Source organism: Tomitella biformata AHU 1821, assembly GCF_000524475.1.
Lineage (GTDB): Bacteria > Actinomycetota > Actinomycetes > Mycobacteriales > Mycobacteriaceae > Tomitella > Tomitella biformata.
The window spans coordinates 1-15,386 of the sequence record NZ_BAVQ01000080.1; the positions used below are offsets into that span (position 1 = coordinate 1).

13 protein-coding genes are annotated in these 15,386 nt (G+C 67.5%); all 13 read right to left on the bottom strand.

Annotated elements, in window-relative coordinates:
* Nucleotides 1-3 precede the first annotated feature (3 nt).
* Nucleotides 4-1,041 (bottom strand): DUF4333 domain-containing protein, encoded by a 1,038-nt coding sequence (locus TBIF_RS19020; protein WP_024796334.1) that lies wholly within the window; start codon nucleotides 1,039-1,041, stop codon nucleotides 4-6.
* A gap of 128 nt (nucleotides 1,042-1,169) precedes the next feature.
* Nucleotides 1,170-3,932 carry a DEAD/DEAH box helicase gene (locus TBIF_RS19025; protein ID WP_024796335.1) on the bottom strand — a complete coding sequence of 921 codons (2,763 nt, stop codon included), beginning with the start codon at nucleotides 3,930-3,932 and terminating at the stop codon, nucleotides 1,170-1,172.
* Between the two features lie 10 nt (nucleotides 3,933-3,942).
* Nucleotides 3,943-4,914: a twin-arginine translocase subunit TatC gene (gene tatC / locus TBIF_RS19030; protein WP_024796336.1), complete on the bottom strand. Its 972-nt coding sequence runs from the start codon at nucleotides 4,912-4,914 to the stop codon at nucleotides 3,943-3,945.
* A 76-nt stretch (nucleotides 4,915-4,990) separates the two neighbouring features.
* Nucleotides 4,991-5,308 carry a Sec-independent protein translocase subunit TatA gene (gene tatA / locus TBIF_RS19035; protein ID WP_024796337.1) on the bottom strand — a complete coding sequence of 106 codons (318 nt, stop codon included), beginning with the start codon at nucleotides 5,306-5,308 and terminating at the stop codon, nucleotides 4,991-4,993.
* Nucleotides 5,309-5,398: 90 nt separating this feature from the next.
* Nucleotides 5,399-6,388 (bottom strand): helix-turn-helix transcriptional regulator, encoded by a 990-nt coding sequence (locus TBIF_RS19040; protein ID WP_024796338.1) that lies wholly within the window; start codon nucleotides 6,386-6,388, stop codon nucleotides 5,399-5,401.
* Entirely contained in the window at nucleotides 6,385-7,386 is a 1,002-nt protein-coding gene (locus TBIF_RS19045) for a helix-turn-helix transcriptional regulator (protein WP_024796339.1), read from the bottom strand. The genes TBIF_RS19040 and TBIF_RS19045 overlap by 4 nt, the downstream gene beginning before the upstream one ends.
* Nucleotides 7,387-7,457: 71 nt before the next feature.
* Nucleotides 7,458-8,816 (bottom strand): Pup--protein ligase, encoded by a 1,359-nt coding sequence (pafA, locus tag TBIF_RS19050; protein WP_148302334.1) that lies wholly within the window; start codon nucleotides 8,814-8,816, stop codon nucleotides 7,458-7,460.
* A gap of 80 nt (nucleotides 8,817-8,896) precedes the next feature.
* Nucleotides 8,897-9,652, bottom strand: coding sequence for a proteasome subunit alpha (prcA, locus tag TBIF_RS19055; protein WP_024796341.1), 756 nt, complete (start codon nucleotides 9,650-9,652; stop codon nucleotides 8,897-8,899).
* A gap of 6 nt (nucleotides 9,653-9,658) precedes the next feature.
* A complete protein-coding gene (gene prcB, locus TBIF_RS19060; RefSeq protein WP_051461651.1) occupies nucleotides 9,659-10,564 on the bottom strand; it encodes a proteasome subunit beta in 906 nt (301 codons plus the stop codon).
* Nucleotides 10,561-10,755, bottom strand: coding sequence for a ubiquitin-like protein Pup (locus TBIF_RS19065; protein ID WP_024796343.1), 195 nt, complete (start codon nucleotides 10,753-10,755; stop codon nucleotides 10,561-10,563). The genes prcB and TBIF_RS19065 overlap by 4 nt, the downstream gene beginning before the upstream one ends.
* A 55-nt stretch (nucleotides 10,756-10,810) precedes the next feature.
* Nucleotides 10,811-12,310 (bottom strand): depupylase/deamidase Dop, encoded by a 1,500-nt coding sequence (gene dop, locus TBIF_RS19070; protein ID WP_024796344.1) that lies wholly within the window; start codon nucleotides 12,308-12,310, stop codon nucleotides 10,811-10,813.
* 159 nt (nucleotides 12,311-12,469) lie between these two features.
* Nucleotides 12,470-14,245, bottom strand: a complete 1,776-nt coding sequence (gene arc, locus TBIF_RS19075; RefSeq protein WP_051461652.1) for a proteasome ATPase — start codon at nucleotides 14,243-14,245, stop codon at nucleotides 12,470-12,472.
* Between the two features lie 106 nt (nucleotides 14,246-14,351).
* On the bottom strand, nucleotides 14,352-15,326 hold the full coding sequence (locus TBIF_RS19080; RefSeq protein WP_024796346.1) for a tRNA (adenine-N1)-methyltransferase: 975 nt from the start codon (nucleotides 15,324-15,326) through the stop codon (nucleotides 14,352-14,354).
* Nucleotides 15,327-15,386 lie beyond the last annotated feature (60 nt).

Here is a 15,386-nt window from a genome sequence, read left to right on the forward strand (position 1 = left end):
CGCTTAGCTGCCGCTGGGCAGGGAGACGTCGTAGTTTCCTTCGGCGCTCGTGATTTTCGACTCGATCTGCTTGACCTCGCCGCTTATCGTCGCGTCGCAGGTGAATATGGCGTCCACCTCGACCTTGATGCCGGACGGGCAGGCCACGGTGCTGACATTCACGCCGGCCTTGTCCAACACGCCCATGACACCGTTCTGGACTGACTCTTGGTCCAGCACCGTCGTGGTGAAATACGTCGGGATCAACCACAGCACGATGACCGCGACGATGGCCGCCACCGCGACGACGCCGCCGATGACACTGGCCCACAGCGTCGTCGACGGGGACTTCCTCGAGTCATCCCCGTCGGCCGCGGCGCTGGTCTCGGCCGCGGGGGCCCACTGGCTCTGCCCCTGGTACTGGTCGCCGTACTGCTGCTGGCCGTACTGCGGCTGCTGGCCGTACTGCGGTTGCTGACCGTACTGCTGCTGGCCGTACTGCGCTGCGGCCGGCTGGCTCTCGGGCTGTGCCGGCACATCAGCGACCGCCGGCATCACGGACGTGGCCGGTGTCTGCTCGGCGGGCGCCTGCTCCTGCCCGTAGGACTGTTGCTGATAGTCGGGCTGCCCGTACTGAGGCTGCTGGTAGGGCTGGGCCTGCTGCCCATACTGCGCCTGCTGATACTGCTGATGCTGCGGATCCTGGTACTGGGGCTGCGGTGGCTGCTGGTATTGCGGCTGCTGATACTGCTGCTGATACCGGGGATCCTGGTATTGCGGCTGCTGATACTGCGGATTCTGGTACTGGGGATCCTGGTACTGGGGCTGCTGCGGAGCCTGCTGTCCATACGCGGGCTGCCCGTATTGCGGCTGCCCGTACGGCTGTTGCTGATACTGGGGCTGCTGGTATTGCGGCGCTGCAGGCTGCTGGCTGGCGGCGGGGTCGGCGGGGCCCGGTGCGTCGTCGATCTCTGCCGGGGTCTCCGCGGCCGCGATGGGCTCGCCAGCGGCGGGCGGGATCCACTGCTGCTGCGGATCGTGCGGCTCGTTCGGACTGCCCATTTCTTCTCCCCATCAACTTTGTGCATTGCGGCGCCGACTAATCCTGCGTCACTACGCCTACCTTTGCTGAACAACCTAGCGGGCGGGCCCACCAGCGCCGCGTCGACACCGCCGATACCGGGTCACGATCACACCGCGTCGATGGCGACCACGCCTCGGCGGATCGCGGCGATCGCCGCGCTGGCATTGCGCTTGAGCGTCTTATCTGCGGAGATCGTGTGAATCTGGTCGAGCAGGTCGATCACCTGACGGCACCAGCGGACGAAGTCGCCCGCAGAAAGGGCTTTGCCCTCGTCGCCGGCGGCGTAGAGCACGTCCACCAGCGGCTCGTCTGTGGCCCACCGGTAGATCGCCGAGGCGAATCCCGCGTCGGGCTCCCGGGTGTGCGACAGGCGATGTCGGGTCTCCGCCGAGCGGACCTGCAGCCAGAGCCGGTTGATCTCCCCCAGCCCCCGCCGGATCCCATCGGTGTCCGCCACCGAGGGGGCGCTCGTCGCGCGCCGGGACTCGTAGACCAGCGCGGACACCACCGCGGCCAACTCGGCGGGTGGCAGGCCCTCGAATGCGCCCAGGCGCAGCGACTCCGCCACCACTAGCGCGCTCTCGGAGTACAGCCCACCGAGCATCAGGCCGGCGTCGGTCACCGTCTCTGTGCCCTCGACCACTTCGAGGTATTCGAGCTCGGTGAGCAGCGCCAGGATGCGGTCGAACCCGCGGACCAGGGAATGGGAGGTGGCAGAGCGCTTCTGCCGCAGATTGTCCGTCTCGCGGTAGAGCCGGAAGTAGCGCTCGCCCCACCGACTGTGGTCGTGGAGCTCGGGGCAGCTGTGGCAGGGGTGGGCTGTGAGCTCCCGGCGCAGGCCAGCCAGCTCGGAGTCCTTGCGCGCAGGTGACTTCGTCTTGTGCGGGGCCTTCCGCGGCGGCTTGAGACCGGAACTGCGCAGTGTCTCCGCGAGCTCGCGGCGCGTGTGCGGCGAGCGGTGGTCGAGTCGGCGGGGCAGGCGGATGGAGCCCAAGACCTTGACGGAACCGCGGAAGTCGTCTGCGGCGACCTGGCCGGCCCACCGATCCTCGTTGAGGACCAGTGGCCGGGGATCCGAGCGATCCAGATCGGGTTCCAGCACCACAGCGAGGCCGGACCTGCGCCCGGAGGTGACGGCGATGACATCCCCATGCCGCAACCGCGACAGGGCCTGGACGGTCTCCGCGCGACGCTCCTCGCGAGTCTGGCGCTCCAGTGCCCGCTCCCGGGTCTTGATGCGGTCCCGCAGCTCGGCGTACTCCACAAAATCGCCGAGATGGCAGTCCAGATGCTCCCGATAGCCCTCGAGAGCTTCAGTGTTGCGATCGATCTTCTGGGCCAGCCCCACCACGGAGCGGTCCGACTGGAATTGCGCGAACGACCTCTCGATTAGAGTGCGCGCGGCGTCCGAGCCGAGTCGGCGGACCAGGTTGATACTCATGTTGTAGGCGGGCTGGAACGAGCTGCGCAGCGGATAGGTCCGCGTCGAGGCCAGCCCGGCCACCGCGGTGATATCCATGGCGGGCTGCCACAGCACGACGGCGTGGCCCTCCACGTCGATCCCACGACGTCCAGCCCGCCCGGTGAGCTGGGTGTACTCCCCCGGCGTCAGGTCCGCGTGGGTCTCGCCGTTGTACTTGACCAGGCGCTCCAGCACGACGGTGCGCGCCGGCATATTGATACCCAGCGCGAGCGTCTCGGTGGCGAACACGGCGCGGACGAGGCCCTTGAGGAAAAGCTCCTCGACCGTGTGCCGGAACAGCGGGAGCATGCCGGCGTGGTGCGCCGCGAATCCTCGCTCCAGCGATTCGCGCCAGCTGTCATAGCCCAGCACCGGCCGGTCCGCCTTGGGCAGATCCGCGGTGTGGCGGTGGATGACCTCGCGGATCTCCTCGACCTGCGCAGGCGTCGTCAACCGCAGGCCCGAGCGCAGGCACTGGTTGAGGGCGCCGTCGCAGCCCGCGCGGCTGAAGATGAACGTGATCGCCGGCAGCAGACCCGCGTCGTCGAGGTTGGCGATGACCTGTGGGCGGGGCAGCGGCCGGAAGCTGCCACCGCCGCCGTGATAGCCCCCATGGCTGCCGCCACCGCGACCCCCGCCGCGGCCGCCGCGTTCGAACTCCGACCAGCTCTCGTCGGCCAGCTTCTTCTTCACATAGTGCTGCAGATCTTGGGCGACGACGGCCCCGCGCCCTGACCGCCCCGGGGTGTCGGCGAACATCCCGAAGATGCGGGGGCCCACCATCACGTGTTGGTACAGCGGCACAGGACGATGCTCGTCGACGACAATCGTCGTGTCGCCGCGCACGGTCTGCATCCACGCGCCGAACTCCTCGGCGTTGCTGACCGTCGCGGACAGGCTCGCCACCCGCACCTCCTGGGGGAGGTTGAGGATGACTTCCTCCCACACGGCGCCGCGCGAGCGGTCGGCCAGGTAGTGCACCTCGTCCATCACGACGTGGGACAGACCTCGCAGCGCCGGCGAGTCCGCGTACAGCATGTTGCGCAGGACCTCGGTGGTCATCACGAGGATCGGTGCATGCGAGTTCACGCTCTGATCGCCGGTGAGCAGGCCAACGGCATCCGTCCCGTGCCGATCACACAGGTCCGAGTACTTCTGGTTGCTCAGGGCCTTGATCGGGGTGGTGTAGAAGCACTTCCCCCCGGATTCCAGTGCGAGGTGCACAGCGAACTCCCCCACCACCGTCTTGCCGGATCCGGTGGGCGCGCATACCAACACACCTGATCCCGCGGCCAGGGCGTTGCACGCCCGGATCTGGAAGGGGTCGAGTGTGAAATCCAAGCCCGTTGCGAAGGCCAGCAGCGTGTCCGCCTGCTCCGGTGTGGCTTCAGCGGTCGCATCCACCATGTTTATGGCCTCAGATCGTGTCGGTGTAGTCGGTACCGCGGTTAGGCGCAGCGACTGGGTTGGGGCTCTCCACCTGGGTGACCTGGTGGAACTCGTGCAACGGTTGGGGTGCGGAGATGGGGGCGGCGTGCTCGTCATCGACCTCCGCGGCGGCTTCCTTGCGGACCTTGGCGGCCTTGCGCTTATCGTGCAGCCGGGCCACCTGATTCGCGACCTCGCAGAGCACAGTCAAGGCCAGCGCGAGGGCCAGCATCGAGAACGGGTCCTGGCCTGGCGTCGCGATGGCGGCGAAGACGAACAGCGCGAAGATCATGCCGCGCCGCCAGCTCTTGATCTTCGCGTAGGGCAGCACGCCGGTCATGTTGAGCGCGACGATAAGCAGGGGGATCTCGAAGCTCACCCCGAAGATGATGAGCAGTTGGATGATGAAGCCGAAGTATTGGTCGCCGCTCAGTGCGGTGACCTGCACATTATCGCCAACAGTCATCAGGAAGTGGAGGGCCTTGGTCACCACCAAGTAGGCCAGCACCGCGCCCGCGATGAACAGGAAGGAGGCGGCCAGCACGAAGGCGACGGCGAACCTGCGCTCCTGCTTGCGCAGGCCCGGGGTGATGAAACCCCACACTTGATAGAGCCACACAGGGCAGGCGAGAATCACGCCAGCGGTGAACGCGACCTTGAACCGCAGCAGGAACTGGTCGAACGGGCCGGTGGCGAGCAGCCGGCAGGCCTGGTCGTACGAGATATCGGCTCGGGAGCTCTCCGGCAATGCGCAGTACGGGCCGCGGAGCAGCTCGCCGAGGCTTTCCAGCCCAAGAATGCGCTGCGAGTACCAGATGAACCCGACGATGGTGGTCAGCAAGATGGCGGCCACTGCGATAAGCAGCCGGGTTCGCAGTTCGTACAGATGCTCCGTCAGAGACATCGTGCCGTCGGGATTGGTGCGGCTTCTGCGTTTCCGAGGGTCCAGGGGTATGCGCACGGTCAGACTCTAGTCAAACTCAACACGCCTCGACCCAGGCCCTGCCGATAGCAGGCCCGAATCTTGGCGTATGAGTTCAGCTGCCGGAGGTCTCGTTGGTCGACGGCACTGCCGGAGGAGCTACCACCTGGGGCGTCACAGCTTGGGGCGTCACAGCCTGGGGTGCGACGACCGGAGGAGTCACGGCGGCTGCAGGGAGCTGCGCCGGGGTCGCCGGTGCAGCGGCCTCCGGGGCGACCGGATTGTCGTCGCCGGACATCTCCTTGATCTCGCTCTTGAAGATGCGCAGCGAGCGGCCCACACCCCGGGCCGCGTCGGGCAGACGCTTGGAACCGAACAGCAGAATCAACGCAATCAGGACGATTGCCCAATGCCAGATACTCAACGCACCCATAACTACCCATCCTCCGAAGTCGAGTCGCGGCCCATACTACCGGAGATGCGCCGGGCCGAGTACAACCCGCGGGATTCGCAAGAGTTCACGCTAAGTGAGCAAAGATTCAGAGTCGGCATATGCCGCGCGGGCTGCCGCCGCGGCGTCCGTCAGGCGCGCAGACAACTCCGTGTCGCCGACAATGCTGACCTGCGATCCGAAGCCCAGCAGCAATCGCAGCAACCACTCCGGCGAGGCATACCGCAACGTGGCCTCGACGCCACCATCGTCGAACTCCGCATCGACCTCAAGAGCGTAGTACTCGAGGAGCCACGTGGACTCAGCTTCGATGCGCAGGCGCACGGTGGGCAGGTCCGCGTCGGGCTCGAAGATGCCACCATGGTCCGGGCTGGCCTCTGGGACGTCGACATGCGCCACGGCGGGCTCGGATAACTCCTCCGCGCTATAGATGCGGTCGAAGCGGAACAGTCGTAGACCCTCGGATTGGCGGCACCAGGCCTCCAGATAGCTCTGTCCGTCGACCAGCCGTACCCGGATGGGGTCGGCCACCCTGTCGGTCAGGGCGTCACGGGTGGCCGAGTAGTAGTGCAGCCGCAGCGCATGGCGGTTCGACACCGCCGAGCGGACCGTCTCAGCAGCGGGATTGGCAGCCGCGGCGACCGCCTCGGCGGGGTCTGGGCTCGGCAAGTGCGCCGCAGCGGCCACACCCGTGGCCTGCTCGATCTTCGCGATGGCGCTCAGCGCGGCCGTGGGCTCGATGCTCGACGGCTGGTCCACGAGGATGCGCAGCGCCAACACCAGCGAGGTCGCCTCGAGAGAGGTCAGCCGCAGAGGCCGGTCGAATCCCGCCGTGAAGCTGACCTCGACGGAGTTCTCGGAGACAGACAGGTCGATCAGGTCGCCACCCCGGTGCCCCGGCAGCCCACACATCCACAACAGGTCCAGGTCCTTGGTCAGCGCGTCGGTGCTAATGCCCATCTCCGCGGCGGCCTCAGTCAGGCTGATCCCGGGGTTGGCCTTGAAATACGGGACGAGGTTGAGCAATCGCAGCAGTCGCTGGGGGTGCCGAGGGCTGGTCATGGGCGCTCCTCGGTGGCGATAGTGGTGGTGGGCTCGAGGCGGTCGAGGACCGCGGCGCGCAGTCTGGACGGCGCCAGCGCGATAGCGTCGACGCCGTAGCTGGCGATGGTGCGGGTCGCTTGCTCCCACGAGTCGACGGGCACCTCCAGGATTGAACCGGGCCGGCCGCCCATGTCCAGCTCCACCTTCACCGCGCCGATCCTGCGCAGCTCATGGACGCGGCCCGCCGCGACCCACACCGTGGCCAAGGCATTGACCGAGGGCGCGACTGCCGCCGCCTCGGCGACAATGGCGCGGGGGTCCACGCCGGCGGGCACCTTCACCGCGCCGGCGCGGCCCGTGGATGTGACGGGGCCGACGATGCGCGAGAGGCGGAACGTGCGCGTCGCCTCACGGTCGCGGTCATGGCCCACCACATACCACCGGCCCGAGTGCGTGACGACGGCCCACGGCTCTAGTCGGCGCACTTGCGCGGCGCCGCGGCCCGAGGCCCGGTGGGAGAAGGTGACGACGCGACCAGACTCCACGGCGGTGAGCATCCCCGCCAGCGCGGGCTCCGAGCCACGAGACCCGGTCCCGCCGGAGTAGATGGAGGTCAGCGCGTCCTCGCCGTCGACCTGGATACCGGCGGCGCGCAGCTTGAGCAGTGCGGACTGGGTGGAGGTGGTGAACTCCGGGGACTCCCACAACTGAGCGGCGACGGCCACCGCGGCGGACTCGGCCGGGGTGAAATCGATCTCCGGCAGCTCATACGCGTCCGGCGAGATGCGGTACCCCTCGACCTCCGAGGTCCAGGACGGCTTGCTGGTCTCCAGCGGGATGCCGAGATCCCGCAAGTCGTTCTTGTCGCGCTCGAACATCCGGCTGAACGCGCCGTCCGACTTGGAGTCCTGGTAGCCGGTCACCGTCGCCCGAATTTTGGACGCCGGCACAAACTGTCGACTGGCCAGGAGGCAAATCACCAGGTTCACCAGCCGTTCCGCTCTGTTCACCGTCACGGCAGCAGCCTAGTGGAGCGCACCCCGCGGGCAGGCCATGACGCGCCCAGCGCGTCGGCACTCCCCCACAGTCACATGGACTGGATGAGCCGCTCGACCCGCTCGTCCACGGCGAGGAACGGGTCCTTGCAGAGCACGGTGCGTTGAGCTTGGTCGTTGATCTTCAGATGCACCCAGTCCACCGTGAAATCGCGGCCCGCCTCTTGGGCCGCGGTGATGAACTCGCCGCGGAGGCGGGCCCGTGTCGTCTGCGGTGGCGTCTCCACGGCCGTGGCCACGTCGACGGGGTCGGTCAGCCGCAGCGCCAAGCCCTTACGCTCGAGCAGGTCGAAGACTCCGCGTCCGCGTTTGATGTCGTGATAGGCCAAGTCCAGCTGCGCGATCTTCGGATCGGATAACTCCAGGCTCTGGCGGTCCTGATAACGCTGGAACAGCTTGCGCTTGATCACCCAGTCGATCTCGGTGTCTACGGCGGAGAAGTCGTCGGACTCCACCGCGTCGAGCATCCGGCCCCACAGGTCTACCACCTCGTCCAGCTCGGCGCTGGGCTCGCGCTGGGCCAGGTGCTGGACGGCCCTCTCGTAGTAATGCCGCTGCACGTCGAGGGCGCTCGCCTGCTTGCCGCCGGCCAGCCGGACCTGGTGCTTGCCGGTGGGGTCGTGGCTGATCTCGCGGATTGCGCGGATGGGGTTGTCGAGGGAGAAATCCCGGAACGGGGTGCCCGCCTCGATCATCTCCAGCACGAGCATCGCGCTGCCGACCTTGAGCCGGGTCGTCGCCTCGGACATATTCGAGTCGCCGACGATCACGTGCAGGCGCCGGTACTTCTCGGCGTCGGCGTGCGGCTCGTCGCGGGTGTTGATGATCGGCCGGGACCTGGTGGTGGCCGAGGAGACGCCCTCCCAGATGTGCTCGGCCCGCTGGCTCAGACAGAAGGACGCGGACTTCGGCGTCTGCAGGATCTTGCCCGCGCCGCAGATCAGTTGCCGGGTGACGAGGAACGGCAGCAACACGTCAGAGATCCGGGAGAACTCCCCCGCCCTCGCGACCAGGAAATTCTCATGGCAGCCGTAGGAGTTGCCCGCCGAGTCGGTGTTGTTCTTGAACAGGTAGACGTCGCCGCCGATACCCTCGGCCTCGAGCCGCTCCTCCGCGTCGACGAGCAACTGCTCCAGGATAAGCTCCCCCGCGCGATCGTGGGTGATCAACTGGTTGAGGCTGTCGCATTCCGCCGTCGCGTACTCGGGGTGGGAGCCAACGTCGAGATAGAGACGGGAGCCGTTGCGCAGGAACACGTTAGAGCTCCTGCCCCACGACACCACCCGCCGGAACAGATACCTCGCGACCTCGTCGGGGCTCAGCCGACGATGGCCTTGGAACGTACAGGTGACCCCGTACTCGGTCTCGATACCCATGATCCGTCGCTGCACGGTTTCGACACTACCGCGAGTGCGCGGCACCGGCGTGCTTTCGCGTCGGTCAGACTCGTGAAATGCCCGCTGCCGGTGGGTTATTCCTCGGCCGGCACCGGGTCTGTGGCGGCGGGAGCCGTGGGGGGCTCAGGCATAATCCCCGCCAACTCCGCGCCGGCGATCCGGCGGAACGCGCGCCGCGGCCGGCCCTGCTCGAGCACCGCGACCTCGATCATGTCGACGTCCAACACCCGGGGGTCGGGTTTGGCGGTGTCCACCGTCCCTTTCTCCAATGCCTGCACCGCGGTGCCGAGCGCATCTCCCAGCGCCATGTCCGCGCGATAGGTGTCACGCAGCAGCACAGAGATCGGCTCGGTGGCGCCGCCCATGACGATGAAGGTGGACTCGTCGATGATCGAGCCGTCATAGGTGATCCGGTAGAGCTGGGCTGGTGCCGCGCTGCCCGGCTGCGCCACCTCGGCCACACAGATCTCCACCTCATAGGGTTTGGGCTGCTCGGTGAAGAACGTGCCGAGGGTTTGCGCGTAGGCGTTCGCCAGCGACCGGCCCGTCACATCCCGCCGGTCATAGGAGTATCCGCGCATATCCGCGTGCATGATGCCGGCGCGACGCAGGTTCTCGAACTCGTTGTACTTGCCCACGGCGGCGAAGCCGAGCCGGTCATAGAGCTCGCTCACCTTGTGCAGCGCCTTGGAGTGGTTCTCCGCGACCAAGAGCACGCCGTCGGCGTACGTCAGGGCGACCACGCTGCGGCCCCGGGCAATGCCCTTGCGGGCCAACTCCGAGCGGTCCCGCATGATCTGCTCGGCAGAGGCGTAGTACGGCATCGTCATCGGTGATCACCTGTCATTGTCTGAGGAGGGGCCGTCTGAGGAGGGGCCGCCGACCGCGCGCCCATCGGCCGCGGCGCGCGCCGCGAGGACCGCTCGGGCGATGCTCTCGATCGTGGCCGTCGGCACGCTCTGCGCCCCCGCCGCGGTGATGTTGATCGCGGAGGGGAAAAGCCCGCGGGCGACGTCGGGGCCGCCCGTGGCCGAATCGTCGTCGGCCGCATCATAAAGGGACTCGACGGCGTTGCGCAGCGCTGTCGCCCCATCGTCGGCAGGCCGGGCCAGGCGTTTGAGCGCGGACTTGGCGAACAGCGAGCCTGAGCCCACCGCGTGGTAGCCCGCGTGCTCCTCATAGCGCCCGCCGGTCAGGTCGTACGAGATGATCCGGCCCGCGCTCGAGGGCTCCGCGGCGGCCGTGTCGAAGCCGACGAAGAGCGGTACCACGGCCAGGCCCTGCATCGCCGCGCCGAGGTTGCCGCGGACCATCGTGGACAGGCGGTTCGCCTTGCCGTCAAGGGTCAGCGAAACGCCCTCGATCTTCTCGTAGTGCTCAAGCTCCACGGTGAACAGCCGCACTAGCTCGATCGCGATCCCCGCCGTGCCGGCGATGCCGACGGCCGAGGTGTGGTCGGTGACGAAGACCTTCTCGATGTCGCGGCTCGCAATGAGGTTGCCCATCGTGGCGCGCCGGTCGCCGGCGATCAAGACGCCCTCCGAGTGGGTCAGCGCGACGATAGTGGTGCCATGCGGGGCCACATGGCTGAGGTCTCTCGAGCCGTGTGACCCGGGCCCAGAGCCCTGCGCGCCCGCCCCGGGCAGCAGCTCGGGGGCGTGGCTGCGAAGGTGGTCGGAGAACGACGAGAGTCCGGCGCCGGTGCTAGGCAGTGGCAACCCGTGGGAGGGGGGCACTCTCACTGGCCGCCCTTCTGGACGTACGCGCGGACGAAGTCCTCCGCGTTCTCCTCCAACACGTCGTCGATCTCGTCGAGCAGGTCGTCAGTCTCGTTCGCGAGCTGCTCTCGGCGCTCTTGTCCGGCACCGCCGCTGCCCGTGACATCCTCGCCGTCGTCCCCGCCGCCGGTGCGTGTGGTTTGTTCCTGGGCCATGACCGCCTCCTCTGACTTGTGTTGTCTGCCTTCACCCTACCGAGCCGACGGCGCGTTACGACGTCAAAGCGTCGACCAGTTCTCGTGCCGTGCGGGCCGCGTCGAGAATCTCGCCGACATGTGCCTTGGTGCCGCGGAGTGGCTCCATCGTCGGGATCCGCACGAGCGACTCGCCGCCGACGTCGAAGATCACCGAATCCCAGCTTGCCGCGGCGATGTCGGCCCCGAATCGGCGCAGGCACTCGCCCCGGAAGTACGCCCTCGTGTCGGTGGGCGGATTGTCCACGGCATGCATCACCTGCTCCTCGGTGACGAGTCGCCTCATCGATCCGCGCGCCACGAGCCGGTTGTAGAGGCCCTTGTCCAGGCGCACATCCGAGTACTGCAGATCTACCAGGTGCAGGCGCGGCGCGGACCAGCTGAGGCCCTCCCGCTTGCGGAAGCCCTCCAGCAGTCGCAGCTTCGCCGGCCAGTCGAGCACGTCGGCGCACAGCATCGGGTCCTCCTCCAAGAGGCCGAGGACCCGCTCCCAGGTCGCCATGACGTCATCGGCGCGATCGTCTGGCTCCGCCCGTTGCGCCTGGAAGCGCTGCACGCGCTCTAGGTACTCGCGCTGGATCTGCAGGCCAGTCAGCAAACGCCCGTCGGCGAGCTCCACCTTCGCCTTCAGGGTCGGATCGTGGCTGATCTCGTGGATCGCGGCGACGGGGCGGGCCAGCTCGAGGTCGGACAGCGGCACCCCCGCCTCGATCAGATCCATCACCAGGGCGGCGGTGCCCACCTTGAGGTAGGTCGAGGTCTCTGCCAGGTTCGCATCGCCCACGATCACGTGCAGCCGGCGGTACTTGTCCGAATCGGAGTGCGGCTCGTCGCGCGTGTTGATGATGCCGCGCTTGAGCGTGGTCTCGAGACCGATCTCGACCTCTATGTAGTCCGCGCGTTGGGAGAGCTGGAAGCCCGGCTTCTCCCCCGACTGCCCCAGCCCCACGCGCCCGGAGCCGCAGACGACCTGGCGGGAGACGAAGAATGGAATCAGGCCCGACGCGATATCGGCGAACGGCGTCGACCGCTTCATCAGGTAGTTCTCATGGCTGCCGTACGAGGCGCCCTTGCCGTCCACGTTGTTCTTGTACAGCTGCAGGCGCGGGTTGCCGGGCACACTCGACGCGAACCGTGCGGCCGCCTCCATGATCCGCTCCCCCGCCTTGTCCCAGATGACGGCATCGAGTGGGTCGACAACCTCCGGGCTGGCGAACTCGGGGTGGGCGTGGTCGACGTAGAGCCGGGCGCCGTTGGTGAGGATCATATTTGCCGCGCCAATCTCGTCGGCGTCGATGATGGGCGCCGGCCCCCGGTTACGGCCCAGGTCGAAACCGCGCGCATCCCGCAGCGGCGACTCCACCTCGTAATCCCATCGGGTGCGCTTGGTGCGCGGCACTCCGGCCGCCGCCGCATAGGCGAGCACCGCCTGCGTGGACGTGACGATCGGATTGGTGGTGTGGTCCTGCGGCGAGGAGATGCCGTACTCGACCTCGGTGCCCATGATGCGCTGCATACCGCCGAGCCTAGCCGTGGGCGCCGACACACTCGCGTGTCATCACGTGATTGCCAGGTCCGCACACGAGTTCGCTCCAGTTGTTCGAGGACGCGCACCCAGCAGGGGCGGCGGATTCGAACAACTGGAGCGTCTCGCCTTAGGGCGCCGCAGCCGGGACTACAGGTACTGGCCGGTGCTCGCCTCGGTGTCTATCGCGCGGCTGGCGCTGGCGGACTTGCCGGTGACCAGCGTGCGGATGTAGACGATCCGCTCGCCCTTCTTGCCGGAGATCCGCGCCCAGTCGTCGGGATTCGTGGTGTTGGGCAGGTCCTCGTTCTCACTGAACTCGTCCACGACGGAATCGAACAGATGCTGAACCCGCAGACCGGGCGCACCCGTCTCCAGAACCTCCTTGATCGCATACTTCTTCGCGCGGTCCACGATGTTCTGGATCATTGCCCCGGAGTTGAAGTCCTTGAAAAACAGGATCTCCTTGTCACCGTTGGCGTAGGTGACCTCGAGGAAGCGGTTGTCGTCGCTCTCGGCGTACATGCGGTCGACCACCTTGGTGATCATCGCCGCCACGCAGGCGGCACGATCCCCTCCGAACTCAGCAAGGTCCTCAGCGTGAATGGGCAAGGTCTCGACCAGATACTTGGAGAAGATGTCCTGCGCGGACTCCGCGTCGGGCCGCTCGATCTTGATCTTCACGTCGAGACGGCCGGGCCGCAGGATCGCGGGGTCGATCATGTCCTCGCGGTTGGAGGCGCCGATGACGATGACGTTCTCCAGGCCCTCGACGCCGTCGATCTCGCTGAGCAACTGCGGGACGACCGTCGTCTCCACGTCCGAGGACACGCCCGAGCCGCGGGTGCGGAAGATCGAGTCCATCTCGTCGAAGAACACGATCACCGGGGTGCCGTCGGACGCCTTCTCGCGGGCCCGCTGGAAGATCAAGCGGATATGCCGCTCGGTCTCGCCAACGAACTTGTTGAGCAGCTCGGGGCCCTTGATGTTGAGGAAGAAGGACTTGACGTCCTTGGAGTCCTCGCCGCGCGCCTCCGCGATCTTCTTCGCCAGGGAGTTCGCGACAGCCTTGGCGATGAGCGTCTTACCGCAGCCGGGAGGGCCGTAGAGCAGGACGCCCTTCGGCGGGCGCAGCGAGTACTCCCGAAAGAGGTCCTCGTGCAGGAACGGCAGCTCTACGGCGTCGCGGATCTGCTCGATCTGTCGGGTGAGGCCGCCGATATCGCTGTAGTCGACGTCCGGCACCTCCTCCAACACCAGGTCCTCGACCTCGGCCTTGGGAATACGCTCAAACGCGTACCCCGCCTTGGTGTCCACGATCAGCGAGTCGCCGACGCGGAGCTTGCGTCGCTCCGGGTCCGCCTCGGCGTAAGCGAGCGTGAGCGGCTCAGCGAGCCACACGACGCGCTCCTCGTCGGCGTGGCCGATCACCAGTGCGCGCTGATCGTCGTCCAGCAGCTCGCGCAGGGCGCAGATCTCCCCCACCCGGTCGAAATCGCCGACCTCGACGATGGTCAGGGCCTCATTCAGACGCACGCTCTGACCGCGCTTGATCGACTCCACCAGGATATTCGGCGAGCAGGTCAGCCGCATGCGGCGGCCCGAGGTGAACACGTCTGCGGTCTGGTCGTCGTGGGCCGCGATGAAGACGCCGTATCCACTGGGCGGCTGGCCGAGTCGATCGACCTCTTCACGGAGGGCGAGCAGCTGCGTGCGCGCCTCTTTCAGGGTGTCCATCAGTTTGGCGTTGCGGGTGGTCAGCGACTCGATCCGAGCTTGCTGGTCCGCGGACAGCGTGCCGGAGTCGCCGCGCCGCAGCGGCCCCACCTGCTCGCGTGCCGCGTGCCCCCGCCGGTCACTTGCGCTCTGCCCCAGCTCTTTTCCGCTGGCACCCTGGTCATCTGCGGAACCTTGTGGTCCTGACATGGCACTCCTCCCGATCTGCTGACAACGCTACCTCTGCGAGGACGATTGCCCCTGGCATTCGGCAGCGGCGAGCCGCTCATGGCCTCAGCGGCGAGCCGCCTGCGGGCTATTCCGGAGTTTCTGCGGCGGCTGCGTCCAGGATTGCGGTGACTGCGGCCGCGGCTGCGATGGCCTCCGACTTGGCCACGGCCTCCGCCAATGCGGCGGCCTGGGAGGCGGCTTTCGCGGGCCGCCGCTCGGGCCGTGGGGCGACGGCGCCGTCGGCGAGACGGCGCACGCTCACGAGGAACGCGGTGTGGGCCTGCATTCGGTGCATCGGGCGGACCGCGAGCCCGACGACGTGCCACTCGCGCACCAGAGACTCCCACGAGCGCGGCTCGGTCCAGCACGTCTGCTCGCGTAGCGCCTCGACGACCTTGGACAGCTGGGTGGTGGTGGCGACGTAGACCATCAGCACACCGCCGGGCACGATGGCGTCCTTCATCGTCTCGAGCACATCCCACGGCGCGAGCATGTCGAGGACCACGCGGTCCACCTTGCCGCCATGGCGTTCGGGGTCGAACGTGTTGAGGTCGGCGATCGTCAAGTCCCAGTTCGCGGGCCGCGCGCCGAAGAACGTCTCCACGTTGCGGACGGCGTGCTCGGCGTGGTCGTCGCGCACCTCGTAGGAGATGACCTGGCCCTGGGGGCCCACCGCACGCAGCAACGAGCAGGTCAGCGCTCCGGAACCCGCGCCGGCCTCGAGGACTCGCGCGCCCGGGAAGATGTCGCCCTCCGCCACGATCTGGGCGGCGTCCTTCGGGTAGATCACCTGGGCGCCGCGCGGCATCGACAGGACGTAGTCCACGAGGAGCGGGCGCAGAGACAGGTAGGGGGTGCCGTTCGTCGAGGTCACGACGCTGCCCTCGGGGGTGCCAATCAGCTCGTCGTGCGCGATGCCGCCGCGGTGGGTGTGGAACTCCCGGCCCGCCTCGAGCACGATGGTGTACTTGCGCGCTTTGCCATCGGTGAGCTGGACGCGGTCTCCCGGCTGGAACGGACCGCCGGGTACGCGATCGGGGAATCCGGGATTGGTGACCATGTCGGGTTTGCCTTTCGTAAGGGGCGCGGCTGGCAGTTGCCGTAGTAGAAGATGTCAGAG